The 26,330-nt window shown below is 65.7% G+C and carries 23 protein-coding genes; 17 read left to right on the forward strand and 6 right to left on the reverse strand.

Annotated elements, in window-relative coordinates; all coding sequences use genetic code 11:
• Window positions 1-33: 33 nt before the first annotated feature.
• From IV454_RS08850 to IV454_RS08875, 6 genes are all read right to left on the reverse strand, one after another.
• Window positions 34-1,149, reverse strand: coding sequence for a nucleotidyltransferase domain-containing protein (locus tag IV454_RS08850; protein WP_206091175.1), 1,116 nt, complete (start codon window positions 1,147-1,149; stop codon window positions 34-36).
• Complete coding sequence (locus IV454_RS08855) at window positions 1,146-2,060, reverse strand: HprK-related kinase A (RefSeq protein ID WP_206091176.1); 915 nt, start codon at window positions 2,058-2,060, stop codon at window positions 1,146-1,148. The genes IV454_RS08850 and IV454_RS08855 overlap by 4 nt, the downstream gene beginning before the upstream one ends.
• Entirely contained in the window at window positions 2,057-2,326 is a 270-nt protein-coding gene (locus IV454_RS08860; RefSeq protein ID WP_206091177.1) for an HPr-rel-A system PqqD family peptide chaperone, read from the reverse strand. The genes IV454_RS08855 and IV454_RS08860 overlap by 4 nt, the downstream gene beginning before the upstream one ends.
• 43 nt (window positions 2,327-2,369) lie before the next feature.
• Entirely contained in the window at window positions 2,370-3,029 is a 660-nt protein-coding gene (locus IV454_RS08865) for a hypothetical protein (RefSeq protein ID WP_206091178.1), read from the reverse strand.
• A gap of 239 nt (window positions 3,030-3,268) precedes the next feature.
• A complete protein-coding gene (locus IV454_RS08870) occupies window positions 3,269-3,877 on the reverse strand; it encodes an XrtA/PEP-CTERM system exopolysaccharide export protein (RefSeq protein ID WP_206092608.1) in 609 nt (202 codons plus the stop codon).
• Between the two features lie 143 nt (window positions 3,878-4,020).
• Entirely contained in the window at window positions 4,021-4,773 is a 753-nt protein-coding gene (locus IV454_RS08875) for a S1 family peptidase (RefSeq protein ID WP_206091179.1), read from the reverse strand.
• 491 nt (window positions 4,774-5,264) lie between these two features.
• Between IV454_RS08875 and IV454_RS08880 the strand changes: the two genes are divergently transcribed.
• Genes IV454_RS08880 through IV454_RS08960 form a run of 17 tightly spaced genes read left to right on the forward strand, consistent with a single transcriptional unit; the run spans window position 5,265 to window position 26,250 of the window.
• A complete protein-coding gene (locus IV454_RS08880; protein ID WP_054265588.1) occupies window positions 5,265-6,803 on the forward strand; it encodes an XrtA system polysaccharide chain length determinant in 1,539 nt (512 codons plus the stop codon).
• A 25-nt stretch (window positions 6,804-6,828) separates the two neighbouring features.
• Window positions 6,829-7,710 (forward strand): XrtA-associated tyrosine autokinase, encoded by an 882-nt coding sequence (locus tag IV454_RS08885; RefSeq protein WP_206091180.1) that lies wholly within the window; start codon window positions 6,829-6,831, stop codon window positions 7,708-7,710.
• A complete protein-coding gene (locus IV454_RS08890) occupies window positions 7,703-9,250 on the forward strand; it encodes a TIGR03016 family PEP-CTERM system-associated outer membrane protein (RefSeq protein ID WP_206091181.1) in 1,548 nt (515 codons plus the stop codon). Before IV454_RS08885 ends, IV454_RS08890 begins: the two co-directional genes overlap by 8 nt.
• A gap of 16 nt (window positions 9,251-9,266) precedes the next feature.
• A complete protein-coding gene (locus tag IV454_RS08895; protein ID WP_206091182.1) occupies window positions 9,267-10,280 on the forward strand; it encodes an XrtA/PEP-CTERM system-associated ATPase in 1,014 nt (337 codons plus the stop codon).
• Window positions 10,277-11,161, forward strand: coding sequence for an XrtA system polysaccharide deacetylase (locus tag IV454_RS08900; RefSeq protein ID WP_229522147.1), 885 nt, complete (start codon window positions 10,277-10,279; stop codon window positions 11,159-11,161). The genes IV454_RS08895 and IV454_RS08900 overlap by 4 nt, the downstream gene beginning before the upstream one ends.
• On the forward strand, window positions 11,158-12,252 hold the full coding sequence (locus IV454_RS08905; protein ID WP_206091183.1) for a FemAB family XrtA/PEP-CTERM system-associated protein: 1,095 nt from the start codon (window positions 11,158-11,160) through the stop codon (window positions 12,250-12,252). The genes IV454_RS08900 and IV454_RS08905 overlap by 4 nt, the downstream gene beginning before the upstream one ends.
• Before the next feature lie 2 nt (window positions 12,253-12,254).
• Window positions 12,255-13,463: a TIGR03087 family PEP-CTERM/XrtA system glycosyltransferase gene (locus IV454_RS08910; protein ID WP_206091184.1), complete on the forward strand. Its 1,209-nt coding sequence runs from the start codon at window positions 12,255-12,257 to the stop codon at window positions 13,461-13,463.
• Between the two features lie 11 nt (window positions 13,464-13,474).
• Window positions 13,475-15,010 carry an exosortase A gene (gene xrtA / locus IV454_RS08915; RefSeq protein ID WP_206091185.1) on the forward strand — a complete coding sequence of 512 codons (1,536 nt, stop codon included), beginning with the start codon at window positions 13,475-13,477 and terminating at the stop codon, window positions 15,008-15,010.
• Window positions 15,007-16,155, forward strand: coding sequence for a TIGR03088 family PEP-CTERM/XrtA system glycosyltransferase (locus IV454_RS08920; protein ID WP_206091186.1), 1,149 nt, complete (start codon window positions 15,007-15,009; stop codon window positions 16,153-16,155). The genes xrtA and IV454_RS08920 overlap by 4 nt, the downstream gene beginning before the upstream one ends.
• On the forward strand, window positions 16,143-18,047 hold the full coding sequence (locus IV454_RS08925; protein WP_206091187.1) for an XrtA/PEP-CTERM system amidotransferase: 1,905 nt from the start codon (window positions 16,143-16,145) through the stop codon (window positions 18,045-18,047). Before IV454_RS08920 ends, IV454_RS08925 begins: the two co-directional genes overlap by 13 nt.
• A gap of 32 nt (window positions 18,048-18,079) precedes the next feature.
• Window positions 18,080-19,294, forward strand: a complete 1,215-nt coding sequence (locus tag IV454_RS08930; protein ID WP_206092610.1) for a TIGR04063 family PEP-CTERM/XrtA system glycosyltransferase — start codon at window positions 18,080-18,082, stop codon at window positions 19,292-19,294.
• The gene (locus tag IV454_RS08935) at window positions 19,291-20,460 is read left to right on the forward strand and encodes a glycosyltransferase family 4 protein (protein WP_206091188.1); all 1,170 of its coding nucleotides are present in this window, start codon (window positions 19,291-19,293) and stop codon (window positions 20,458-20,460) included. Before IV454_RS08930 ends, IV454_RS08935 begins: the two co-directional genes overlap by 4 nt.
• 1 nt (window position 20,461) lies before the next feature.
• The gene (locus tag IV454_RS08940) at window positions 20,462-21,421 is read left to right on the forward strand and encodes a glycosyltransferase family 2 protein (protein WP_206091189.1); all 960 of its coding nucleotides are present in this window, start codon (window positions 20,462-20,464) and stop codon (window positions 21,419-21,421) included.
• Entirely contained in the window at window positions 21,418-22,527 is a 1,110-nt protein-coding gene (locus tag IV454_RS08945; RefSeq protein WP_206091190.1) for a glycosyltransferase family 4 protein, read from the forward strand. Before IV454_RS08940 ends, IV454_RS08945 begins: the two co-directional genes overlap by 4 nt.
• Window positions 22,524-23,804: a glycosyltransferase gene (locus tag IV454_RS08950; protein ID WP_206091191.1), complete on the forward strand. Its 1,281-nt coding sequence runs from the start codon at window positions 22,524-22,526 to the stop codon at window positions 23,802-23,804. The genes IV454_RS08945 and IV454_RS08950 overlap by 4 nt, the downstream gene beginning before the upstream one ends.
• A complete protein-coding gene (locus tag IV454_RS08955) occupies window positions 23,801-25,258 on the forward strand; it encodes a lipopolysaccharide biosynthesis protein (protein ID WP_206091192.1) in 1,458 nt (485 codons plus the stop codon). The genes IV454_RS08950 and IV454_RS08955 overlap by 4 nt, the downstream gene beginning before the upstream one ends.
• Window positions 25,255-26,250: an acyltransferase family protein gene (locus IV454_RS08960; protein WP_206091193.1), complete on the forward strand. Its 996-nt coding sequence runs from the start codon at window positions 25,255-25,257 to the stop codon at window positions 26,248-26,250. Before IV454_RS08955 ends, IV454_RS08960 begins: the two co-directional genes overlap by 4 nt.
• Window positions 26,251-26,330: the final 80 nt, after the last annotated feature.

The raw sequence follows: 26,330 nt of genomic DNA on the forward strand, positions 1-26,330 counted from the left end.
GGGTGTAAGGAAAACCGACATCGCGCATTTGGATTAATCTTTACGAGGAGAAATAAAAGCCTTGTGAAACAGATGTCTTGTTAATAAGAGTGGCGGCATGCGCAGCCAGTTTCCGCGGATATACAGCAAAAAGCGCGCGGCGGCGCTCCCGCAGTCGGCGCAGCTGCGGTGGTTCGGCAGCAGGGCGCGCAGGAACAGGCTGTCCATCAGGGCCAGCAGCGGCGCCCTGGGTCCGGCCGGGCGCGCGGCGGCCAGCACCGCTTCCGGCACCGGGGTGTGCAGCAGGCGGGCGCAGTAGCGCAGGGCATAGAACAGGGGACGGCCCAGTTCCAGTTCGGCCGCGCGCAGCGGCAGCGCTTCCCAGAAACCGGGTGTGGCGCCCAGGCTGGCGAGCAGGCGGTGCAGGTCGAGCAGGTCGCGCAGGCCGTGGTCGAATTCGCCGTCGTAGAACAGGTGCACGGCGCTGTGCAGCACCATGTCGGCCGGGGCCAGCACCTGTACCGGGGCTTGCCCGGGCGCGGCTGGCGCCGGCAAGGTGACGGCGCACGCGCGCAGCCTGGCCGGGTCGGGCCGCAGGCGCGCCGTTTCCGGCAGGATCGCATGGTGCACATCGATCACGCTGGCGCGGCGTGCATGCTTCATCGGCGGCAATTCGTGCATCCAGGTGCGGTAATAGCGCTGGTCGTAGGTGTCCTGCGCCACTGTCGACCAGCCGTGCAGCATCAGCGCCGCTTCCACCTGGGCCAGGCTGTCCTTGGGCACCAGGATGTCGATGTCGGAAAACAGCCGTCCGCGCGCCGCTGCCAGCCCCGCCATGGCGTAGGCGCCACCCTTGAGCAGGATGAGCGGCACCCCGCTGGCGGCCAGCGCCGCGCCGATCTGCGCCACTTCGAAGCGCACCGCCCTGGCGTGGCGTTCGGCATGCACCCCGGCCCAGTCGAGCTGGCGCCTGACCTGGGCGGGAATCGTACCGGCCACGCCGTGTTCGTCGAGCAAGCCGTGCAGGCTGGCTTCCAGGCGCGCGCTGGCGGCCTGGCGCAGCAGCAAATCCCACTCGGCCAGGCTCAGGGCCGCGCCACGCGCGGGGTCGCGCAACAGCTGCAGCAACAGCGGTGCGGCACCGCGGGCAAGCGCGCGCGCGGCGCTCACGAGGTGCCCGCCAGTTGCTCGAACACGGCGATGGCCTCGTCCAGCGCGCTGTAGGTGAAATCAAGGCAGCGCGACTGCGCCACCAGTTCGCCCAGGGCACTGAAGCCGCGCGCGCCCAGCACGCTGTAGTTGAAGCCGTTTTCGGCCACGCGCATGAAGGCGCGCGCGCGCGGCACTTCCAGCAGGGTCGTGGGCGAATCCGCTGCATACTTTGGAAACACGATCCAGCCCGGACGCGCCGCTTCGGCGGCGCGGGCGATGCTGGCGGCCGGCGCCTTCAGGTGCGCCACCGTGCCCTTGGTGGTGCCCTGCACGGGGTGGCTGATGACGGCGTCCGGCTGGTAGCGCCGCATCACCTCGATCGAACCGTTTTTCAGGCTGATCGGGCGCGGCAGCGGCGCCAGCAAGCCATCCTCGGGGCGCACCAGCGCCAGTTCATCCGACAGCAGGCGCCAGCCGCGGCTGACCAGGGCCGCGCACAAGGTGCTCTTGCCGGAGCCGGGCGGGGCCGGCAGGATGGCGGCGCGCCCGTGTTTTTCGACCACGGCCGCGTGCAGGATCAGGTAGCCGTGGGCGCGGCTCGACACGCACCAGTTCATGCCCCACTCGAACATGGGAAACGCTTGCGCGGCCGGCAGCGGCAGGAAGGGCACCATGCCATCGTAGACGAAGCGCGCCAGCGGCTTGTACCAGCGCCGCAAGGAGGGCGGCGGCGCGACGTCGACGTGGAAGTCGGCAAAGTCATTGTTTTCCAGCAGGGGATAGTCGCCGTACAACAAGTGCAAGCCATCGGCCACCCCGGCGAACGGGCTGTGCACGCGGGTCACGAAGGGGCCGGTCTGCAGGTCGATGCTGGCCTCGCGCAGGCGGCGGCCCAGTTCGGCGCGGCTGAGCGCGCTCAGGGTCGTCATGGATGCGCGGCGATCAGGGAAATGCTGGCCAGTTGCTCGAGCAAGACTTGCAGCGCGGGTTCGGCGTCGTCTCCGGCGTCGAGCGCCTGGCGCAGGGCGGCCAGGTCGGACGCGCCGCCCTGCACGGCCAGCAGCAGCGCCAGCGCGTCGGCATCGAGCAGGTGGGTGTCGCCGCTGAGGTCGTTAAACAGGACCGCTTCCTGGTCCCAGCTGTGGTGGCGCAGGGATTGGCCGGGAAGGACGTGCCAGGTAGAAGCGGGCGGCATGAGGTCGGAAAGGCGGGCGCGCGCGGCGCCGGCGCCGTGCAGGCTACTGATGGAAGGTGGTTGTCAGGTAAGCGACGATATCGTCGCCATACCATTTGACGCCGGCCGTCGGCGCGTAATAGCCCAGCTTGCCACCGCCGGTGGTCTGGTATTCGCGCCAGATATTGCGCAGTTGCGCTTCGGTCAGCACGGTCGAGCGTCCGGTCAGGATGTTCAGGTAGGCGGCGAGTACATGGCTGGCCACATTGTGCGGATCGATGTCCTCGCTCTTGAACGGGCCCTTGCCGCCAATCGCGTGTTTACCACCGCCGTTGGTGTTGAACACTTCCATCAGGGTCAGGTTGCCCAGCGCGGTCTGGTTGGCGTTGACCGGGAAGATATCCTTGAAGGTACGGCTCGACGTCGCCGCCGGGCTGGCCGGCCAGCCGGATGGGTTGTTCTTGTAAAAGCCCGGCGAATTGCCGCCGCAGGTCACGGGATTGTCGGGCTTGTGGCTCGATTGCAGGCCGTTCGACAAGGAGCCGGACGGCGAGGCGCAGGTGTTGGCGGCCATGCCGGGCTGGCTCGCCAGGGTCATCAAGACCCCGGACACGCCCAGGCCGGTGCGCGTGAAGCGGCGCCGCGCGCTGCCCGTTGCCGACAAGCTCGCTTGCGGCTGGGCTGGTTCGCCGCTGGCGCGGTCCTGTTGCTGATTGATAGTCACGTCAGTTTCCTCGAAATGGGTGGCATCGTCAGGCGATGCCCAGTCAGGCGTGCACGATACAGGGCAAACCATGCAATTTCCATACCACCGCCAGGCGGCGCTAGGGAAATATGATGTAGATCAAAGGCTTGGGGACTGGGTGTGTTAGCGGCCCAAGCACCTCGCGGCCTGGCCTGTAAAAAAAACCGACATCCTGTCTTTTGCGCAAGTATTCCACGACTTGGCGCCCTTGTCGACCTTTAGAAGAAGCTTTCCGGAATCACCAGCACGTCGCCGGGACGCATATAAATATTCGCCGAAATATCGCCCTCCTTGATCAGGTCGTTCAAGCGCACGCCCAGCTTTTGCGACTTGCCGTCGACCTTGCGGATCACGATGGCTTTATTGCCCGACGCAAACTCCGTGACCCCGCCGACCGCGATCAGCACATCCATCAAGGACATGTCGCGCCGGTAAGCCAGCGCTTGCGGACGGGCGGCTTGGCCGATCACGCGGATCTGATCGCTGTAATTGCCGACGAAACTGGTCACGATCACCGTCACCACCGGTTGCTGGATGTATTTTTCGAGCGCTTTTTCGATATCGCGCGCCAGGGTGGTCGAGGTTTTGCCGCTGGCCTGCAAGTCTTCCACCAAGGGGGTGGTGATCTTGCCGTCCGGACGCACCGGGACCGAGGTCGATACTTCCGGATTGCGCCACACCACGATGTTGACGCTGTCACCAGGGCCGATCAGGTAATCCTGGTTGCTGGCAGGCAGGGGATCGGCTACCACGGTCGAGACCGGGGAAGCGCAGCCGCCCAGCAACAGGGCGGACAGCGCCAGTGCGCTGGCGCCCAGCCATTTCATCGTATGCGATTTGAAGGTGTTCACCTGATTTTCCTTTATGCGGACGGCGCCGATATTGAAGTACTGTAATGCAATTTTAATTACAACAGTTTCTATTTTAGCATGAAGTTTTTTAAGCGAAAGGTCAGCCGCGATTTTTGTCCTTACGGTGTTGTTTGTTGTAACAGGGCGCGCACATGGCTGACCGGGATTGCATAGCTGATCCCGCTCGGGTTGCTGATCGCGTTTTCCTTCAAGCCCTTGACGAACACCATGTTCAATACCGCCAGCACGTCGCCGCTGTCGGGGTCGTAGACCGGGCTACCGCTATTGCCGGGGTAGGCCGTGCCGTCGAGCTGGTAGATGGGGGAGGGCGCGCGCGCCAGTTGCGCGATCGCCCGCGCATCGAGCTTGCGCGAGCTGAGCGAGGGCATCACCAGCGGGGTGATGGCCGACAGCATGGCGCGGTGGGTAACCGGATGCAAGCCGAGCACCATCCCGAGCGGAAAGCCGGTGAACGCCAGCGCCTGGCCTTCCTCGACATTGCCGCCGTCGCCCAGGCGCAGGGCCGGCATGGGCGCTCCCGCCAGGCGCAAGTGGGCCAGGTCGTGCAGGCGGTCGAGCGCGGCCAGCCTGGCCGGCCGGAAATCGAGCTTGTCGCCGCGCGCGATGACGATGCCGAGCGCTTCATTGTGCTCGCTGTCGAGCGTGTCGGGCATGGCGTGCGCATTGGTGATCACGCTCAGGCCGTCGCCGGTGACGAAACCGGTGGCCACGAACACGATCGCCGGACTGCGGCTGGGCTGGTAAGTGCCGACCCCGACCACGGAAGGCTTGACCGCGGCGATCACCTGGCCGAAGCTGGCGCAGCGGGCCGGCGCGCTGGCCAGCAGGGCAAGCACGGTCACTGCCGCCATGGCCCTGGAGCCGCGCAAAAGGAGGAAAGTAGGCATGCGCCGACAGTACCCGATTGAGGTCCCGGCAACAACTAGTTTCATTCACGCAAAGCCGTCAAGGATGGCCGCTTCGCCACTGTTGTAATTTCGGCTTCGCGACCACGGATTTTTTAGTTTTTTGCGGATCGATGTGCGAAACTCTTTGCTAAGGGCAACAGGATTAGTCGACTTGTCATGGAATACACGAATAATGCCGTAAACAATTGTTGAACGCATACTTCTGTTAGCGAATTTACTATCAGCAAGCAACAGATTCCTGTATCATATGATTATTAATCAATGCCCTGAAGCAATTCATCGGCAAGCTTGCTGAGCTGCCTCAATGAGTTGCTTTTTGTGCATCCGACAACACTTTGGCCGGCGCTTCGCGGCACCGGGCGCCCCGCGTCCGTGTGCGGAGCCGCCGGCCTGGGCCACCCTTGCGGGACGCCCTTTATGGCGAGATTGACGCGATGGCAGAACTGCAGGCCCTACTGACGAACTTCCTGAAAGCGATCTGGAAATACCGCTGGTATGCGGTCGTCATTTCCTGGATCGTGGCCCTGGTCGGCTGGGCGGTGGTGTACCGTCTCCCCAACGAATACCAAGCGTCGGCGCGCGTGTACGTCGATACCCAGAGCATTCTGCAGCCGCTGCTGGCGGGCATGACCACCGTGCCCAACGTCGACCAGCAAGTCGCCTTCATGCGCCGCACCCTGATCAGCCGTCCCAACGTCGAGAGGGTCATGCGCATGGTCGACCTCGACATCAAGGCGTCCACCCCCAAGGAAAACGAAAAACTGGTGGACGACCTGATGGCGCAGATCAGCATCGGCGGCACCGAGCGCGACGACATTTACACGATCTCGTACAAGAATTCCAATCCCAAGCTGGGCAAGGATATCGTGCAGTCGCTGCTGACCATTTTCGTCGAAGGCAGTTTCGGCGGCAAGAAGCAGGATTCCGAAAAAGCCGTGCAATTCATCGACGACCAGATCAAGAATTACGAAGAAAAGCTGGTCCAGGCCGAAAACGCGCTCAAGGAATTCAAGATCAAGCACCTGGGCATGCTGCCGCGCGGCGGCGGCAGCGACTTCACCACCAATATGACCCAGATCGAAGACTTGCTCAACCAGGCACGCCTGGAACTGACCGAAGCCGAGCAGGCGCGCAATGCCATCAAGCGCCAGATCGCCGGCGAGGAACCGGCTCCGCTGACCGCCCCTGAAGCCTCAGGCGTGGCCAACCCCGAACTCGATTCCCGCATCGCCGCGCTCAACAAGAATCTGGACAGCCTGCGCATGCAGTACACCGACGCCCATCCGGACATCGTGTCGGCGCGCCGCCTGATCGCCCAGCTGGAAGCGCGCAAGCTCGAAGAAGCCAAGCGCAACAAGCGCAACAACGATCCCGGCGCCAACTACAGCCCGATGCTGCAGCAAATGAACGTGGCCCTGTCGGTGGAAGAAGCGCGGGTGGCTTCGCTCAAGGCGCGCGTGGCCGAATACGGATCGCGCGCGGCGCGCCTGCGCTCGCAGAGCAGCAACGCGCCCGAAGTCGAGGCCCAGCTGGCCCAGCTCAACCGCGACTACGTGATCAACAAGGAAAACTACGAAAAGCTGGTCGGACGGCGCGAAGCGGCCAAGCTGTCGGGCGACCTCAGTTCGGCCACCGACATGCTGACCTTCCGCGTGATCGACCCGCCGACCGTGCCGTCGACGCCGTCGGGCCCGAACCGTCACCGCCTGTTTTCGTTCGTGTTCGCCGCCGCGCTGCTGGCCGGCCTTGGCGTGGCTTTCCTGATGAGCCAACTGCGACCGACCTTCATGAGCCAGGGCACCCTGCGCGATGTCACCGGCATTCCCATCCTGGGCAGCATCAGCATGAACTGGACCAACGAACAAAAGGTCATGCGCACCAAGCGCCTGTACGCCTTCGGCGCGGCGGTGATCGTCCTGTTCGGCGCCTATGGCGGCGTGATGGCGGCCCTATTTGTACGACCGCTGCTCTGATGCGGCCTTCACTGGAGAGAACAGCGTGAGCATTATCGAAAAAGCGGCCAGCCGCATCGAACACAAGAAGGGCGAGCCGCAGGGTGCGCCGTCCGCGTCCGCGCCGGTCGCCGTCGCCGAGGCGCCCGCCGCCGTGCCTACCGCCGTGCCTACCGCCGTGCCTACCGCGGTGCCGCGCCGCACCAGCAACCACGTCGAACTCGATCTCGAACGCATGCACGGCATCGGCCTGGTGACGGCCGCCGGCGGGCGCACCACCCTGGTCGAGGACTTCCGCATCATCAAGCGGCCCTTGCTCAAGCGCGCTTTCGCGGCGCGCGGGCCCGGCGACAAACCGGGCAACCTGATCATGGTCACCAGCTCCCTGCCGGGCGAAGGCAAGACCTTTTGCTCGATCAACCTGGCCATGAGCATCGCCATGGAACTGGACCACACGGTGCTGCTGATCGACGCCGACGTGGCCCGCCCCTCGGTGCTGCGCACGCTCGGCCTGCCGGCCCACCGCGGCCTGATGGACCTCCTGCTCGACGATAAGCTCGACCTGGCCGACGTCATGCTGCGCACCAACGTGAACACCCTGAGCATCCTGCCGGCGGGCAGCAACAACCCGCGCGCCACCGAACTGCTGGCCAGCCAGGCCATGAGCACGTTCGTGAACGAAATCGCCAACCGCTATCCCGACCGCATCGTCATTTTCGATTCGCCGCCGCTGCTGCTTACCAGCGAAGCGCACGTCCTGGCCAGCCACATGGGCCAGATCGCCCTGGTGGTCGAAGCCGAGGGCACGACCCAGCACGCGGTCAAGGAATCGCTGCGCCAGCTGGAGGGCTGCAGCAATGTGAACCTGATCTACAACAAGACGCGCGAATTCCCCGGCACCGAAACGTATGACTACCACTATGGCTAAGCGTGCGGCCGGACGCCGCCGCGCCGCCGTCGTTCGCGCGGCGCTGGCGGCCCTGCTGGCCGCGCCGGCGGCCCGCGCCGAGTGGAAGTTCACGCCCACGGTCGACCTGCGCGAAACGGTCACCGACAACGTCGCGCTCACCCGCGCCGACCAAGCCAAAAGCCGCTTCGTGACCGAGCTGACGCCAGGCTTCACCCTGCAGGACAAAGGCCCGCGCCTGAACCTGTCGGCCAACTACCAGCTGCATTACTACGCGTTCGACGACAACGACGTGGAAGGGGTGCGCCACGCCCAGTCGCAATTGCGCGCGGCGGCCAAGGCCACCGTCATCGACGAGCTGCTGTTTCTCGACGCCGACGGCGCCGTCGGCCAGCAAGCCGTGTCGGCCTTCGGCCCGCAGGTCAACAGCAACGGCTACGCCAGCGCCAACCGCTCCAACGTCAAGACCTGGCGCATCAGCCCCTACATGCTGCACCGCTTCGGCGCCAGCGCCACGGCGGCCGTGCGCTACACCCACGATTCGGTCGACGCCGGGCGTATCGGCTTTGGCGACAGCACCAGCGACGTGTTGATGATGAACCTGAACAGCGGACGCACCTTCCGCCGGGTAGGCTGGGGCTTGCAATACAGCCAGCAGCGCGTGGACGACAGCATCGCGCCCAAGTCGAACGTCAAGATGGCGAGCGCGAATGCGCGCTACCGCCTCGGCGAGGACTTCAACCTGACCGCCAGCGCCGGCTACGACGAATACGATTACCAGTCCGATGGCGAACCGACAAAGGGCCGCTTCTGGCAAGGCGGCATCGAATGGACCCCGAGCTCGCGTACCAGCCTGGTGGCCGGCGCCGGCAAGCGTTACTACGGCAATACCTACAACCTGCAGGCGCTGCACCGCAGCCGGCGCACGGTGTGGAGCATCAACTACAGCGATTCGGTGACCACCACCCGTTCGCAGCTGCTGCTGCCGGCCACCATCGACACGGCCTCGATGCTGGACCGCCTGTTCACCGCGCAGATTCCCGACCCGGCGGCGCGCGCGCAGGCGGTTGACGCCTACATCCGCGCCACCGGCCTGCCGTCCGCCCTGGCCGACAGCATCAACTACTTCAGCAACCGCTACATCCTGCAGAAGCAGTTCCAGGCTTCGGTCGCGATGAATACCGCGCGCACCACCCTGATCCTGAACGCGTTCGACAGCCGGCGCCAGGGCCTGTCGCTGATCCAGACCGACAGCCTGCTCACCGGTCCTGCCAGCGCCCGCATCAACGACGACACCACCCAGCGCGGCGGCAGCGCGCTGTGGAACATGCGCTTGACGTCGCGCAGCGGGATCAACGCCTCGTGGACGACCTCGCGCACGCAATCGCATGCCACCGGTTTGTCGAGTAAAAACGCAGCCTTGCGGCTGGCCGTGACACGCCAGTTTTCGCCCAAAGTGCGGGGCGCCTTCGAGGCGCGCCGCGTATCCGGTACCACGACCGACCAGGTCGCGTCGTACCGCGAGAACGCCTTGTCGGCCTCTCTGTCCTTACAGTTCTAGCGGAATCGAGTCAGCGATGTATGAAACTTATTATGGGCTGAGCGACAAGCCCTTCCGGCTGCGGCCGGACCCCCATTTTTTCTTTGCCAGCAAAGGCCACAAGCGTGCCATGGCCTACCTCGAGTACGGCCTGTCGCATGGCGAGGGCTTCATCGTCATCACCGGGGAAGTCGGCGCCGGCAAGACCACCCTGGTGCGCAACCTGTTCAAGCAAATGCCGTCCGAGCAGATCGTGGCCGCCCACATCGTCAACACCCATCTCGATGCGGACGACACCCTGCGCACCGTGGTTGCCGCGTTTGGCCTGCCATATGAAAACGCCAGCAAGACCGCGCTGCTCGAACGTCTCGAACAATTCCTGCGCGCCTGCGACCAGGATGGCAAGCGCGCCTTGCTGGTGGTCGACGAAGCGCAAAACCTGACATCGCGCGCGGTCGAGGAACTGCGCATGCTGTCGAACTTCCAGACCGACGACAAGTCCTTGCTGCAGACCTTTTTGCTGGGCCAGCCGGAGTTCCGCACCATCCTGCACAGCGCCGGCATGCAGCAGCTGCGCCAGCGCATCACGGCCAGCTACCACCTGGGGCCCATGGATGGCCCGGAAACCCAGGCCTACGTCGAGCACCGCCTGCACACGGTGGGCTGGAAGGACGATCCCTCGTTTTCCGCCGGCGCGCACGCCGCCATCTACGACTACAGCGGCGGCATCCCGAGGAAGACCAACGCCCTGTGCGACCGCCTGCTGCTGATGGGCTACCTGGAAGAGATGCACTCCTTCACCGAAGCCGATGTGAATGAAGTGGTGCGCGACATCCGCCAGGAATACGAACTGCCGCCAGAGGTGGTGCGCGAGCAGGCTGCCGCCGCCCTGCGCGGCGTGGCCTCGATCGGCACCCTGGACAACCCGGGCTACCTCGACGAGCGCATTCTCAAGATGGAAAAGTCGATGGCCTCGGTGCTGGCGATCCTCAAAAAAGTCGTCAGCACATTGCCGGCGCTGTCCCACCACCCCACGGACCATCACGAATGAACGACCGCCTGCATCCCGCGGCCATGCCGCGCGCGCTCGGCCAGCCGATCCGCAACGCGATGACGATCGACGTCGAGGATTACTTCCAGGTGTCGGCGTTCGCGCCCATCATCGCGCGCGAGTCCTGGTCCGGGCGCGAATGCCGGGTCGAAGCGAACATCGAACGCATCCTGGCGATCCTGGCCGACGGCGGCGTGCACGCCACCTTTTTCACACTGGGCTGGATCGCCGAGCGCTATCCGGACATGGTGCGCCGCATCGTCGCTGGCGGCCACGAGCTGGCCAGCCACGGTTACGGCCACCTGCGCGCCTCCGACCAGACCCGCGCCGAATTCGCCGACGACGTCGGGCGCAGCAAGGCCCTGTTGGAAGACATCGGCGGCCAGGCCGTGCTGGGCTACCGTGCCCCGAGTTTTTCGATCGGCACTGCCAACCTGTGGGCGCTCGACGTGCTGCACGACGCCGGCTACCGCTACAGCTCCAGCATCTACCCGATCGCCCACGACCACTACGGCATGCCGGACGCGCCGCGTTTCGCCTTTTATCCGAACGGGCCCGATGGCCTGCTGGAAGTGCCGATCACCACCGCCATGCTGGGCCAGCGCAAGCTGCCGGCCGGCGGCGGCGGCTACTTCCGCCTGCTGCCTTACAGCCTGTCGCGCTGGATGATGCGGCGCGTGAACAGCGACGATGGGCAGCCGGCGATCTTCTACTTCCACCCGTGGGAGCTCGATCCCGGCCAGCCGCGCCCCGAAGGCGCCAGCCTGAAAACCCGTTTCCGCCATTACGTCAACCTGCAACGCATGGAAGGGCGCATCAAGCTGCTCACGCGCGATTTTGCCTGGGACCGCATGGACCGTATTTTCTTAGGGACTAAATGAGTTCAAACACCGACGTCGTGCAGGACCGCCCGTCCACCGCCAGCACCGCCGCCACCGTGCACCTGCTGCGCGCCGGCGACGCGCGCGACATGGCACGCTGGGACGCTTTCGTGGCCGCCTGTCCGGAAGCGACCTTCTTCCACCGCGCCGGCTGGCAAACCATCATCGACCGCGTGTACGGCCACAAGACCTGGTTCTACTATGTGGAGCAGGAAGGCCAGATCATCGGCGTGCTGCCGCTGGCAGAGATCAAGAGCCGCCTGTTCGGCCATTCGCTCGGCTCGCTGCCGTTCTGCGTGCTCGGTGGCGTCGCCGCCACTTCCGACGTTGCCCGTCCGCTGCTCGACGCCGCCGCCGACAAGCTGGCAGCGCAGCTCAAGGTCGGCCACCTCGAATACCGCAACCTGCTGCCGGCGCACGCGGGCGACCCGGCCTGGCACCAGAAGGAGCTGTACGTCACCTTCCGCAAGGCGATCAGCGCCGACGACGACGAAAACATGAACGCCATCCCGCGCAAGCAGCGCGCCATGGTGCGCAAGGGGATCAAGTGCGGCTTGAGCGCCGAAATCGACCAGGGCGTCGACCGCTTCTTCATCGCCTACGCCACCAGCGTGCACCGCCTCGGCACGCCGGTGTTCCCGAAAAAGTACTTCGCGGTGATCAAGGAAGTCTTTGGCGAGGAATGCGAAATCCGCATCATCGTCAAGGATGGCGCGATCGTGGCCGGGGTGCTGAGCTTTTACTTCCGCGACGAAGTGCTGCCTTACTACGGCGGCGGAATGCCGGCCGCGCGCGAATTCGCCGGCAATGACTTCATGTACTGGAACCTGATGCAGGCCGCTAGCGCGCGCGGCGCCCGCATCTTCGACTTCGGCCGCAGCAAACTCGGTACCGGCGCGTTCGACTTCAAGAAGAACTGGGGCTTTTCGCCCACCCCGCTGGCTTACGAATACCGCCTGTACGAGTCGACCGAACTGCCCGACAACAACCCGCTCAATCCCAAGTACCAGCTGTTCATCAAGCTGTGGAAAAAGATGCCGCTGGCGCTGGCCAATGTCCTCGGCCCGCACATCGTCAAGAGCCTGGGCTGAGCGTGGACGACCTGCTGCTGCTGATCCACCGGATTCCCTACCCGCCCAACAAGGGCGACAAGATCCGTTCGTATCATCTGCTCAAGCACCTGGCGCGCTACTACCGGGTGCACCTGGGCACCTTCGTCGACGACCCCGACGACTGGCAGCACCTGCCGCGCGTGCAAGCCCTGTGCGCATCGAGCCACTTCGCGCGCCTGGACCCAACCAGGGCTCGCGTGCGCAGCCTGGGTGCGCTGCTGGCCAACCGCTCGCTCTCGCTCGACTACTACCGCGACAAGGGCTTGCGCGAGTGGGTAGGCGCCACCATGGCGGCCAACAAGATCGAACGCATCCTGGTGTTTTCCTCGCCCATGGCGCAGTATGCCGAAGCGTACCGCCAAGCGCGCCGCGTGGTCGATTTTTGCGATGTCGATTCCGACAAATGGCGCCAGTACGCCGCGCAGAAATCCTGGCCCATGAGCATGCTGTACGCGCACGAAGCGCGCCAGCTGCTGCGCTACGAGCGCAAGGTGGCGCTTGACAGCGCCGCCTCGTTGTTCGTTTCGGCGCCGGAAGCGGCGCTGTTTCGCCAGCTCGCCCCCGAAAGCGCCGAGCGCACCGGTTTTTTCAATAACGGCGTCGACACCGACTACTTCACGCCGCACGCCGACTATCCAAACCCGTTCATCGCCGGCCAGCAGGCGCTGGTGTTTTGCGGCGCCATGGATTACTGGCCGAACGTGGACGCGGTGACCTGGTTCGCGCGCGAGATCTTCCCGGCCGTGCTGGCGCGCCATCCGGCGGCGCAATTCGTTGTCGTCGGCGCCCGTCCCGCCCCGGAAGTGCTGCAACTGGCCGCGCTGCCCGGCGTGTCCGTCACCGGCACCGTGCCCGATGTGCGTCCGTACGTCGCGCATGCGGCCCTGTGCGTGGCGCCGCTGCGGATCGCGCGCGGCATCCAGAACAAGGTGCTCGAAGCCATGTCGATGGCCAAAACGGTGGTGGTGTCGCCGCAGGCGCTCGAAGGCATCGCCGCCGAGCCGGGGCGCGACCTGCTGCTCGCCGCGGATGCACCGCAGTTCGGCGCCGCCATCGGCCAGGCCCTGGACGCGCCGCGTCCCGACATGGGCCGCGCCGCGCGCCATGCCGTCGAAACCCAGTATGGCTGGTCGAGCAACCTGGCGCCGGTTGTCTCCCTGTTAGAACAGATGTCCGTCGAAAGCGCATAGTGGAACAAGGCATGACCCTCAACCCGGCGCGCCCGGCCCAGTCTTATCTTCCGCAGATGCTCCTGATCGGCGCCGTGCTGCTGTTTCCCTTCCTCGCCTACTTCAAGACGGCGGCGTCGATCGTCGCCATCTGGGACAGTTCCGGCACCTTCGCGCATGGCTATGTGATCCTGCCGATCAGCCTCTGGCTGATCTGGGGCCGGCGCGACGCGCTGCGCGCCATGCCGGTGCAGCCGTGGTGGCCCGCGCTGGCCCTGCTGGCCGCCTGCGGCGCCGCCTGGCTGCTGGGCGAAATGGGCGAGGTCCAGATCGTGCGCCACTATGCTTTCGTCGCCATGCTGCCTTTGTCGGCGCTGGCGATTCTCGGTTTGCCGATCGCGCGCAGCCTGGCTTTTCCGCTGGCGTTCATCCTGTTCGCGGTGCCTTTCGGCGACGTCTTCATCGAGCCGCTCATTAATAGCACCGCCAATTTCACGGTCGACGCGCTGGTCGCCACCGGCATTCCGGTTTTCCGCGAAGGGAACAGCTTCAGTATCCCGACCGGCAACTGGTCGGTGGTGGAAGCCTGCAGCGGCGTGCGCTACCTGATTTCGTCGGTGACGCTCGGCTGCCTGTACGCCTATCTCACCTACCGCACCACGTGGCGGCGCGCGCTGTTTATCGTCGCCTCGATCATCGTGCCAATCTTCGCCAACGGCGCGCGCGCTTACCTGATCGTGATGATCGGCCATTTGAGCGGCATGACCCTGGCGGTCGGCTTCGACCACCTGATTTACGGCTGGGTGTTCTTCGGCTTCGTGATGTTCCTGCTGTTCTGGATCGGCGCCATCTGGCGCGAAGATATTGCGCCTGCCGCCGATGCGCCTGCGGCCCCCGCCTTGCCGGACGCGCCGCCGGCATCAATGGCCCGGCTGCTGCCGGCCGCGCTGGCGATCATCGCCTGCGTCGGCATCTGGCCCGCCTATGACTACTACCTCGAAAAGACCGAAGCGGCGCCGGCGCCCGTGGTCCTGACCGAGGTGGCTACGCGTGCCCCGCGCGGTCCGGCCTTTGTCGACTGGACCCCGGCCTTCCCGACCGCGAGCGCCGAACTGCAGCAGTTCCACGCACCCGATGGCCAGCCGGTCGGCTTCAAGCTGCTGTACTACCGCAAGCCGCCCGAAGGCACCAAGCTCATTACCACCACCAACCGCCTGTCGCCGGTCAAGGATCCTGTCTGGCGCACCATCACCACCGTCGTGCGCGACGAAGCGATCGGCGCGCGCGGCCTGCGCCTGCGCGAGAGCAGCATGTCCGGCCCGAGCGGCAAGATGCTGGTGTGGCACTGGTACTGGATCGACGGCAGCACCACCAGCAACGACTACGTCGGCAAGCTGCTGCAGATCCGCCAGAAGCTGGTCCATGCCAGCGACGACGGCGCCGCCGTGATGATTTTCGCGCCCTACGATGAAAATCCGGAACCGGCGCGGGTGGCGATGCGCGCCTTCCTGAAAGGCGACCTGGCCGCCATCGAGGCCGCGCTGGCGGCCAACACGAGGCATCGATGAGCGACATTCCCCTGGTCGTCCACCTGACCTACCGGCTCGATTTCGGTGGCCTGGAGACTCTGCTCGTCGAGCGCATCAACCGCATGCCGGCCGCGCACTACCGCCACGCGGTGGTATGCCTGACCGATTACACCGCCTTCGCCGACAAGATCACCAAGCCCGGCGTGGAACTGTTCGCGCTGCACAAGCAGCCCGGTTTGTCGCTCGGCACCCACGGCGCGCTGTGGAAGCTGCTGCGCCGCCTGCGCCCGACCATCCTGCACACCTACAACCTGTCGGCGCTCGAATATGCGCCGGCTGCCATGCTGGCCGGGGTCCCGGTGCGCATCAACGGCCTGCACGGACGCGACGCGGGCGACCCGCAAGGGCGCAACCGCAAGCACAACCTGCTGCGCCGCCTGATGCTGCCGTTCTACGACTGCTGCTATGCCAATTCGGCCGACATGCTGGCCTGGAATCGCACGGTGATCGGCGTGGCCGAGAACAAAAGCCGCCTGCTGGCCAACGGCATCGACGCCGACAAATTCAATCCGCAAGGCGGCGCGGTACGCCAGTTCGGACCGGAGACCATCGTCATCGGCAGCGTCGGCCGCATCCAGGATGTGAAGGACCATGCCACGCTCCTGCGCGCCTTCGTGCTGCTGCACGCGCGCCTGCCGCAGGTGCGCCTGGCGATAGTCGGCGGCGGCCCGCTGCTGGCGGCCTTGCAGGCCCAGGCCGAACAGGCTGGCGTGGCGCACGCGGTCTGGCTGCCCGGCGCGCGCACCGATGTCGCCGACATTTTGCGCGGCTTCGACATCTTTGCGCTGTCCTCGATTGCCGAAGGCACGCCCGGTTCCGCGCTGGAGGCGATGGCGAGCGGCTTGCCGGTGGTCGGCACCCGTGTCGGCGGGGTGCCGGAAGTGGTCGCCGATGGCGTGACGGGCGCGCTGGTACCGCCGTCCGATGCGGCCGCGATGGCCGATGCGCTCGAGCGCTACGTGATGGACGCCGCACTGCGGCTGGAGCACGGCACGGCCGGCCGCGCGCGGGTCGAGCGCCACTACAACATGGCGGCCATGGTGGCCGGCTACGAATCTTTGTACGACGCCTTGTGCGAACATAAAAAACAATTCAGGAAGAGTGCGAAATCATGTGTGGAATAGTCGGCATTTTTGATACGCGCGGCGCGCGCGAGATTGACCCGGCGCTGGTCAAGCGCATGAACGAAACCCAGCACCATCGCGGTCCGGACGAAGGCGACGTGTACACCGAGCCCGGCGTCGGCTTCGGCCACCGGCGCCTGTCGGTGATCGACATCCTGAGCGGCCAGCAGCCGATGTTCAATGCCGAAGGCAATGTCGGCGTGGTTTTCAACGGCGAAATCTACAACTACCCGGAGCTGACCGAGGAACTGCAAAAACTCGGCTACGTGTTCCGCACCAAGAGCGACACCGAAACCATCGTGCACGCCTGGTCGGCCTGGGGCGAGGAGTGCGTGCAGCACTTTCGCGGCATGTTCGCCATCGCCGTCTGGGACAGGGTCAAGCAGACCATGTTCATGGCGCGCGACCGCCTTGGCGTCAAGCCGTTTTACTACGCCGTGCTGCCGGACGGGATGTTCATCTTCGGCTCGGAACTCAAATCGCTGCGCGCCCATCCGGACCTGCCGCGCGCGATCGATCCGCGCGCCGTGGAAGACTATTTCGCCTACGGCTACGTGCCGGAACCGAAAACCATCTACAGCAGCGCCTTCAAGCTCTCGCCCGGCTTTTGCCTGACCGTGAACATCGGCCAGCCTATCCCGCAGCCGCGCCAGTTCTGGGACGTGCCGTTCAAACTGCACGGCGCCATGACCCAGCGCGACGCGGAAGGCGAACTGGTGGTGCGCCTGCGCGAAGCGGTCAAGATCCGCCTCAAGGCCGAAGTGCCGCTGGGCGCCTTTTTGTCGGGCGGTGTCGATTCGAGCGCCATCGTGGCCATGATGGCCGGGCTGATGAAGGACCCGGTCAACACCTGCTCGATTGCCTTCAACGATAAGGCCTTCGACGAGTCGGAATACGCCGAGCAGGTGGCGCGCCAGTACAAGACGCACCACCACACCGAAACCGTCGACACCGACGACTACGCGCTGCTCGATACCCTGGCCGACCTGTATGACGAGCCGTATGCCGACAGTTCCGCCATCCCGACGTACCGCGTGTGCCAGCTGGCGCGCAAACGCGTGACCGTGGCGCTGTCGGGCGACGGCGGCGACGAGAACCTGGCCGGCTACCGCCGCTACCGCTACGCCATGGCCGAAGACAGCGTGCGTTCGCGCCTGCCGACCGGCCTGCGCAAGCTGGTTTTCGGCCCGCTCGGAAAATACTATCCCAAGGCCGACTGGGCGCCGCGCATGTTCCGCGCCAAGACCACGTTTGAAGCACTCGCGCGCGACCTGGTCGAGGGTTATTTCCACGGCGTGTCGATCATGTCCGACGCGATGCGCGCGCAGTTGTTCACCCCGAGCTTCCACAAGCAGTTGCAGGGCTACCGCGCGATCGACGTGATGCAGGGCCACGCCGCCAAGTCGCCGACCGACGATCCACTGTCGATGATCCAGTACCTCGACATGAAAACCTACCTGCCGGGCGACATCCTTACCAAGGTCGACCGCGCCAGCATGGCCCATGCGCTGGAAGTGCGCGTGCCGCTGCTGGACCACAAGCTGGTGGAGTGGATTTCGGGCCTGCCGTCCGACATGAAGCTGCACGGCGGCGAGGGCAAGTACATTTTCAAGAAGAGCCTGGAACAGTACCTGCCCGAAGATATCTTGTACCGCAAGAAGATGGGCTTCGCGGTGCCGCTGGCGGGCTGGTTCCGCGGCCCGCTGCGCCAGCGCGTGCGCGACTCGCTGCTCGGCGAAACGCTCAAGGATACCGGCATCTTCAACATCGATTACCTGACCGAGATGGTCGAGCAGCATGAGTCGGGCCGGCGCGATTACAGCGCCCCGATCTGGACCCTGCTGATGTTCGAAGCTTTCCTGCGCAAAGAGCTGCTGGGAGCGGGAGCATGACGGTGGCAGGGGCGACACCGCCCGTCGCGCCACTGCGCATCCTCCATGTGCTGGACCATTCCATTCCGCTCCACAGCGGCTACACCTTCCGCACGCGCGCGATCCTGAACGAGCAGCGCGCGCTGGGCTGGGATACCTTTCACGTCACCAGTCCCAAGCAGGGCATGACCCAGGCCGCCTTCGAACACGTCGACGGCCTCGATTTTTTCCGCACCGCGGCGGCCGGCGGCCCGCTATCGCGCCTGCCGGTGTTCAACCAGATCGCCGTCATCGACGTGCTGGAAGACCGCCTGCTCAACGTCGCGCGCGAGGTCAAGCCGGACGTGCTGCACGCGCATTCGCCGGCCTTGAACGCCGTGGCGGCCCTGCGCGTGGGACGCCGCCTCGGCATCCCGGTCGTGTATGAGATCCGCGCCTTCTGGGAAGACGCCGCCGTCGATCACGGCACCAGCCGCGAATGGGGCCTGCGCTACCGCATGACGCGCGCACTGGAAACGTATGCGCTCAAAAGGGTCGACGCCGCCACCACCATCTGCGAAGGCTTGCGCGCCGAGATCGTCGGGCGCGGCATCCCGGCCGGTAAAATCACCGTGATCCCGAACGCGGTCGACGTGGCCGACTTCAGTGTCGATGGCGCGCGCGACGAGGCGCTGGCCATGCGCCTGCACCTCGACGGCAAGTCGGTGCTCGGCTTCATCGGCTCGTTCTACGCCTACGAAGGGCTGGACGTGCTGTTGCGCGCGCTGCCGGCCATGCTGGCGGCGAAGCCCGACATTCGCGTGCTGCTCGTTGGCGGCGGCCCGCAGGACGCCGCGCTCAAGGCGCTGGCCAGGCAACTGGGCGTGGCCGATCAGGTGGTGTTCACCGGCCGCGTGCCGCACGACCAGGTGCAGCGCTATTACAACTTGGTCGACGTGCTGGTGTATCCACGCCTGAAAATGCGCCTGACCGATCTGGTCACGCCATTAAAGCCGCTTGAAGCGATGGCCCAGGGCCGCTTGCTGGCCGCCTCCGACGTGGGCGGCCACCGCGAACTGATCGACGATGGCCGCACCGGCATCCTGTTCGCCGCCGGCGACCCGGCCGCGCTGGCGCACAAGGTGCTGGCCCTGCTGGGCGCGCCGGAGCGCTGGGCCGCGCTGCGCGCCAACGGACGCGCGTTTGTCGAGCGCGAACGCACCTGGACCGCCAGCGTGGCGCGCTACAAGGCGGTGTATGGCTCGCTCAAGCGCGCTGGCGACGAATGAAGATCCTGACCTTTACGACCCTGTTCCCGAACCAGGTCAAGCCGAACCACGCCATTTTTGTCGAAACGCGCCTGCGCCACCTGGTCGCCAGCGGCCAGGTGGAGGCGCGCGTGGTGGCGCCGGTGCCATGGTTTCCGTTCACGGGCAAGCGTTTCGGCCAGTACGGCGACTTTGCGCGCGTGCCCGCTAGTGAAGAGCGCTTCGGCCTGCCGGTGCTGCACCCGCGCTATCCGGTTATCCCAAAGGTCGGCATGAACTTCGGGCCGGCGCTGCTGGCCAACGCGGCCAGGGCCACGGTGGGGCGCATGCTCGATGAAGGCTACGACTTCGACCTGATCGACGCCCACTATTTTTATCCCGATGGCGTGGCGGCGGTCAAGCTGGGCAAGCATTTCAACAAGCCGGTGGTGATTACCGCGCGCGGCTCCGACATTAGCCTGATTCCGAATTTCGCCAAGCCGCGCAAGATGATCCAATGGGCCGCCGCTAACGCCGCCGCCGTCATCACCGTGTGCGATGCGCTCAAGACGGAGCTGGTGCAGCTGGGCGCGAACCCGGCCACCATCACGCCGCTGCGTAACGGGGTGGACCTGCAGCGCTTCCGGCAGGGCGACCGCGCCGCTTTGCGCCGCGAGATCGGACTCGATGGTTTCACCTTGCTGTCGGTCGGCCACCTGGTTGAGTTGAAGGGCCACGACCTGGCCATCGGCGCGCTGCCGCTGCTACCCGGCGTGACCCTGCTCATCGCCGGCAGCGGCGCCCTTCTGCCACGCCTGCAAGCGCTGGCGCGCGAACTGAAGGTCGAGCAGCGCGTGCGCTTCCTGGGCGCCGTGCCGCAGCCCGAGCTGCCGCGCTACTACGGCGCGGCCGACGCGCTGGTGCTGGCGTCGAGCCGCGAAGGCTGGGCCAACGTGCTGCTCGAATCGATGGCCTGCGGCACCCCCGTGGTGGCCAGCCGCGTGTGGGGCACGCCGGAAGTGGTGGCCGCGCCGGCCGCCGGTGTGCTGATGCGCGAACGCAGCCGCCAGGGCGTAGCCGACGCCGTGCAGGCCCTGCGCGCCGACTATCCCATGCACGACGACACGCGCCGCTACGCCGAGCAATTCAGCTGGGACAGCACCACTGCCGGCCAGCTGCGCATTTTTAACGCGATCGCGGGGGCATAGCATGGCGCCCGCATCCACGCCGCTGGTGTCGGTCGTCATCCCCTGCTACAACGCGCAGCGCTACATCGGCGCGACCATCGCGTCGGTGCTGGCGCAAACGGATGTGACGATGGAAATCATCGTGGTCGACGACGGCTCGCGCGACGACTCGGTAGCGCTGGTGCGTACCGGTTTTCCAGCGGTGCGCATCATCGAGCAGGCCAATGCCGGCGTGGCGGCCGCGCGCAATACCGGCATCGCCGCCGCGCGCGGCGAGTGGATCGCCTTTATCGACGCCGACGATATCTGGCTGCCCGGTAAGCTGGCGGCCCAGCTGGCGCAAATGGCGGCGCTGCCCGATTGCCGCATGAGCTACACCGCATGGAAGGTGTGGCCGAGCGACGTGCCGCAGCCGCCGCCCGACTACCTGGCGCGCCTGCGGGACGAAGCGATGGATGGCGTGCGCTGGGCCGGCGCGACCGGCTGGATCTATCCGCAGTTGCTGCTCGACTGCGTGGTGTGGACCTCGACGGTGCTGATGCGGCGCACCTTGCTGGCGGAACTGAACGGCTTCGATACCAGCCTGCGTCTCGGCGAAGATTACGACCTGTGGCTGCGCGCCTCGCGCGTGACGCCGATCCACCGCGTGGCGCGGCCCTACGCGCTGTACCGCATCCACCCGGCCAGCATCACCAAGGCCACGCCAGCCGAAAACTACCGCGCGCGCGTGATCGGCCAGGCGCTGGGCCGTTGGGGCCTGGCCTCGCCGGACGGACGCACGGGCGACGCGGCCGCAGTGCGGCGCATGCTGGCCAAGAGCTGGAGCGACTTCGCCGGCGCCCACCTGCAAGCGCGCAACCTCGGCCAGGCGCGGCGCGCCGGCTGGACCGCGCTCCGCACCGACCCCACCCACGTCCCGGCGTGGAAAGTGCTGGTCAAGACGGGCCTCAAGGCGCTCTCGCCATCAAAGGAAAAAACATGAGTCTCAATATTGGACTGGTAGCGCGCTGCATCAATACCGAACACATTCGCGGCATGGGCAAGTATGTGTACGAGCTGCTGAGCCACTCGAAGAACCATCCCGAGATGCACTGGCGCCTGTTCGGCGACGACGACCGCCACGGCATGGTCACGCCACCCGGCGCCAACCTGGAAACCGACGTGTTCACCTTTCGCGGCGACCGCTTTCGCGCGTGGGAGCAGGTCGGCCTGCCGCTGCGCCTGCGCAAACTCGACATCGACCTGCTGCACGCGACCGAAGGCGCCCTGTCGCTGTGGCAGCCGAAACCCACGGTGGTGACCTTGCACGATACCTTGGCCTGGGAAGAGCGTCCCGACACGCTGGGTGCGCGCCTGTATTGGGACCACACCATTCCGGCGGCGCTGAAAAAATGCGCGCACGTGATCACCATCAGCGAATGCTCGCGCACCGACATCCTGGCGCGCTGGCCGTGGCTGGAACCGAAGCTGACGGTGATCCCGCACGGGATCGACGAAGCCTATTTCACTAACGAGCAAAGCGCGATGCATCCGGAACTGGCGCGCCAGATCGGCAGCACGCCTTACGCCGTCTACCTGGGCGGTCCGATGAAGCGCAAGCGCCCCGAGTGGGCGATGGAAGTAATCGCCGCCAGCCGCCAGAAAGACCTGAAACTGGTCATCTGCGGTTTTGGCGCCGCCGCCCGCCGCAGCGCCGTGGCCGAACTGCCGCCGCATCTGCAGGGCCGCGTGCTGTTCGCCGAATTCTTGTCCGACGCCGAACTGCGCGCGCTCTACCGCGGTGCCCAGGCGGTGCTGTATCCGACCTTGTACGAAGGCTTCGGCTTTCCCGCGCTGGAAGCGCAGGCGGCCGGCGTGCCGGTCATCTTCAGCGCACTCGGTAGCTTGAAAGAGCTGATTGGCCCGCTGGCGATGGTGGTGCCGCCGCACGATCTTGACGCCTGGGTTTCAGCCCTGGAGCGTGCCGGCAGCCTGGGCGAGCAGCGCGCGCCCATGGTCGCCGCTGCGGCCGAATGGGTGCGCAAGTTCGCCTGGTCGGAGAGTTTCGCCAGCCATCTGGCCGTGTATCGCAAAGTGGCCCAACGATGAAGAGAGTGCTGGTCATCGCCTATTTGTATCCACCGATTTTCAATTCGGGGACGCGCCGCAGCCTGGAGTTCGTCAATCACTTGCCGGACCATGGCTGGACGCCGACCGTGCTGACGGTCGACAGTCCCGATCCCACCGATTGCGATGCCTCGCTGCTGGACGAAGTGCGCCCCGGCACCCACATCGAGCGCGCGCCCTTGTGGACCCGCCACATGGCGCCCAGGATCGCGGCAAAATTCGCCGGCGTGATCGACCCGCAACGACTGGCCGGCGCCATCGAATGGCGCGTGCGCCGTTTCTGGAACGTGCCGGACGAATGCGCCAGCTGGATTCCCATGGCGGTCGAGCATGCCGTGCGCCTGCACGCGGCGCAACCCTTCGACACAATCTACGCCACCGGCTGGCCGTGGTCTTCTTTCCTGGTCGCCGAAAAAATCAGCCGGCGCACCGGCGTGCCCTTCGTGGTCGATTACCGCGACTTGTGGAAGCCGGCCGAGGTAGAGTGGGACAAGACCACCTGGCTGCAGCGCCGCCTCAACCCCGGCCTGGAGCGGCGCGTGCTGCGCGCGGCCTCCGGCGTGATCGCCACCACCGAATCGTTCCTCGGCCTCTTGCCGCAGGAGCTGCTGCCGAAGAACCGCTTCTTTATCACCAACGGCTTCGATGAAGACGACTTCCCGGCCGCCGCGCCGGCGCCAAAGGGCGACCAGGTGCGCATCGTCTACACCGGGGTGTGGCGGCCCGGTTACGGCCCGGACGACCTGTACGCGGCGCTAAGGCTGCTCAAGGAGCGGGGCGCACCAAACCTGGCACGCCTGAACATCGTGACGGCCGGCTACGCGCCGGGTCCCGCGCGCGAGTACGGCATCGATGACATCGTCGAGGAACGCGGGCGCGTGCAGCATGCCGAAGCGACCGCGCTCATGACCGGCGCCAGCGTCCTGTACCTGCCGGTGTCGAAAGGCGTCTACGAGCACGCCAGCATGCCCGGCAAACTGTTCGAATACCTGGGCAGCGGGCGGCCGATCCTGGCGTCGGCGCAGCCGGTCAGCGAAGTGGCCAAGACGCTCACCCAGGTCGGCGGCGCGCGCCGTGCCGATCCGGGCGACGTGGCGGGGCTGGCCGACATCCTGGCCAGCCTGTGCGAGAGCGGTCCGGGTGCGATTTTCTCGCCGCGCATTCCCAGCGAACTGGCGATGTACACACGCGCGAACCTGACCGGCAAGCTGGCGCTGGCCCTGGACAGCATCGTGCGGCAGCCGCAGAGCGCCGCATGAGTACCGTGCGCCGCGCGATGGCGTTTTCGTTCATGGAGAGTTATCTCGGCATCGCCCTGAACCTGGTCTCCTTTGTGCTGCTGGCGCGCCTGCTCACGCCCAAGCAGGTCGGCCTGTTTTCGGTGGCGCTGGCGATTATCAGCGTCACCCAGGTGATCCGCGACTTCGGCCTGGTCAATTTTCTGATCCAGAAAAAGGACCTGACCGGCGAATACATCGCCAGCGCCTGGGGCATGGCCCTGATCCTCGGCTCCAGCCTGTTCCTGCTCATTCAACTGGGCGCGCCGCTGATCGGCGCCTTCTATCATGAAGAGAGCCTGACCACCGTTGCCCGCATCGTCGCGCTCAACTTCCTGATCCTGCCGTTTAATTCAGTGTGCCTGGCGCTCCTGCGCCGCGAACTCAATTTCAAGGCGGTGATGCGGATTAACCTGTCGGCCGCCGTGCTCTCGACCATCGGCACCCTGCTGATGGCGTGGCAGGGCGCGGGCGCGTATGCGCTGGCCTGCGGCGCGGTATTGAACAACGCGATCATCGCGGCCGGCATCTGGCATGTGGGAGCGGCCGCGCGCCTGCTGCGTCCCGCACTGAGCAAGTGGCGCGAGATCATGAAGTTCGGCGGGCCGCTGACGGTCGCCAACGTGATCACGTCGATCACGATGGACATCAACGATCTGGCGGTCGGCAAGATCATGGGCCTGTCGGCCGTCGCCATTGCCAGCCGCGCGCAGGGCTTGATGAATCTGTTCCACCGCGACTTCATGGGCGCGGTGCGCAACGTGGCGTATCCGGCGTTCTCGAAAGCGGTGCGCAGCGGCGACGCGCTCGAAGAAAAGTACGTCGCCAGCGTCACCAGCGTAACCGCCATCGCCTGGACCTTTTACGGCTTCGCGGCGCTGTTCCCGCTCGAAGTGCTGCGCTTGATGTTCGGGCCGCAGTGGGACCAGTCGGCGCCGCTGGTGCCGTTTTTCTGCCTGGCCGGTGCCGCCAGCGCCATGATCAACCTGACGCCGACCGTGCTGCTGGCGGCCGGCCACTCGAAACTGGTGGCCACGGCCGAACTGGTGATCCAGCCGGTCAAGGCGATCGCCTTGTGCCTGGTGGTTTTCTACTACCGCAACCTGCAGTATTTCGCGATCGGCTTCATGGTCATGGCCCTGGTCAGCGTGCCGTACTGGTATGCGTTCAAGCAGCGCTGCCTGCCGACCGACTTCGGCGCGCTGCTGCGCAATGTGGGCATGAACCTGGCGCTGGCCGCCCTCAGTCTCGCGCCAGCGCTGGCGCTGACCGCCTGGCTGCGTCCCGCCGGCCAGGCGCTCGGTCACGCGGCCTTCTTCACCTGCGCGGGCGCCACCTGCGTGGCCTGGCCGCTGCTGCTGTGGGCCATGCGCCATCCCTTGTACCGCGAATTCCTGTCCATCGTGCAGGCGCGCCGCGCGCAGGCCGCCACATGAGCGGACCAGCCACTCCCGCGGGCTACGTCCCCGCGCTGGACGGCTGGCGCGGCATGGCCATCGGCCTGCTGCTGGTCGGGCACTTCCTGCCGCTGCCGGGAATTAACCTGGGGCGGGTCGGTGTGAGCCTGTTTTTCGTGCTGTCCGGAATGCTGATGGCGCGCCTGTTGTTTATCGATAAGGTGGCAATCGGCCACTTTTACCGGCGCCGCATCTCGCGCATTATTCCCGCCCACTTGGTCTTCATTACGCTCACCGCGCTCGCCTGGCTGCTGCTCGGCTTGCCGATTTTCTTGTCAGAGATATTAGCACCGTTGTTTTTCTTTAATAATTACGTATTAAGCGGCGCGGTCCAATTCGGCCATATCTGGTCCTTGTCGGTGGAGGAACACAGTTATATCGCGCTATCCCTGGTGGCGATCGCGGTACGCGCCTGGCGCCGCACCCCGCTGGTGATTCTGCCGACCTTGGCGGCGGCTTGCGCGGCGATGATTATCTGGTATCAGCGGGTTTATCCGGCCGGACCGGAACTGTATGCGCACATGCTGCATACCGAAACGGCGGCCTATGGGATTGTGCTGTCGGCATTCTTTTGCGTGATGTTCCACCGGCGCGGCGTGCCGCGCACGAATAGCGTGGTGGTGCCCGTGCTCATTGCCGGCGGCGTATGCCTGCACTGGTGGTCGGTGCCGCCCGCCATCGCCCAGGTGGCCGGGGTGGCGGCGTTCGCGCTGGCGGTCAACCTGCTGCCGCGCGCCGCCGCGCCGTTGCAGGCGCTGTTTGCCCTGCGACCCCTGCGCCAGCTGGGCTTGTGGTCGTTTTCGCTGTACCTGTGGCAGCAGCCGTTTTATGCGGCTTGCCTGAAAAAGGCGCTGCCGCTGCCCCTCGCGCTGGCGGGCGCGGCGGCGCTCGGCATCGCTTCCTATTACCTGGTCGAAGGACCGGCGCGGCGCTTCCTGAACGCCCGCTGGACACCGGCCCGCAATGGGTAAATATTAAAATTATATAAATACCGACAGCGCCTGTTAATATGCCATCCAGCCCGCCGGATAATGTCGCAACGTCTATCGAA

Origin of the sequence: Massilia antarctica (assembly GCF_015689335.1) — a bacterium.
GTDB classification, from domain to species: domain Bacteria; phylum Pseudomonadota; class Gammaproteobacteria; order Burkholderiales; family Burkholderiaceae_D; genus Telluria_A; species Telluria_A antarctica.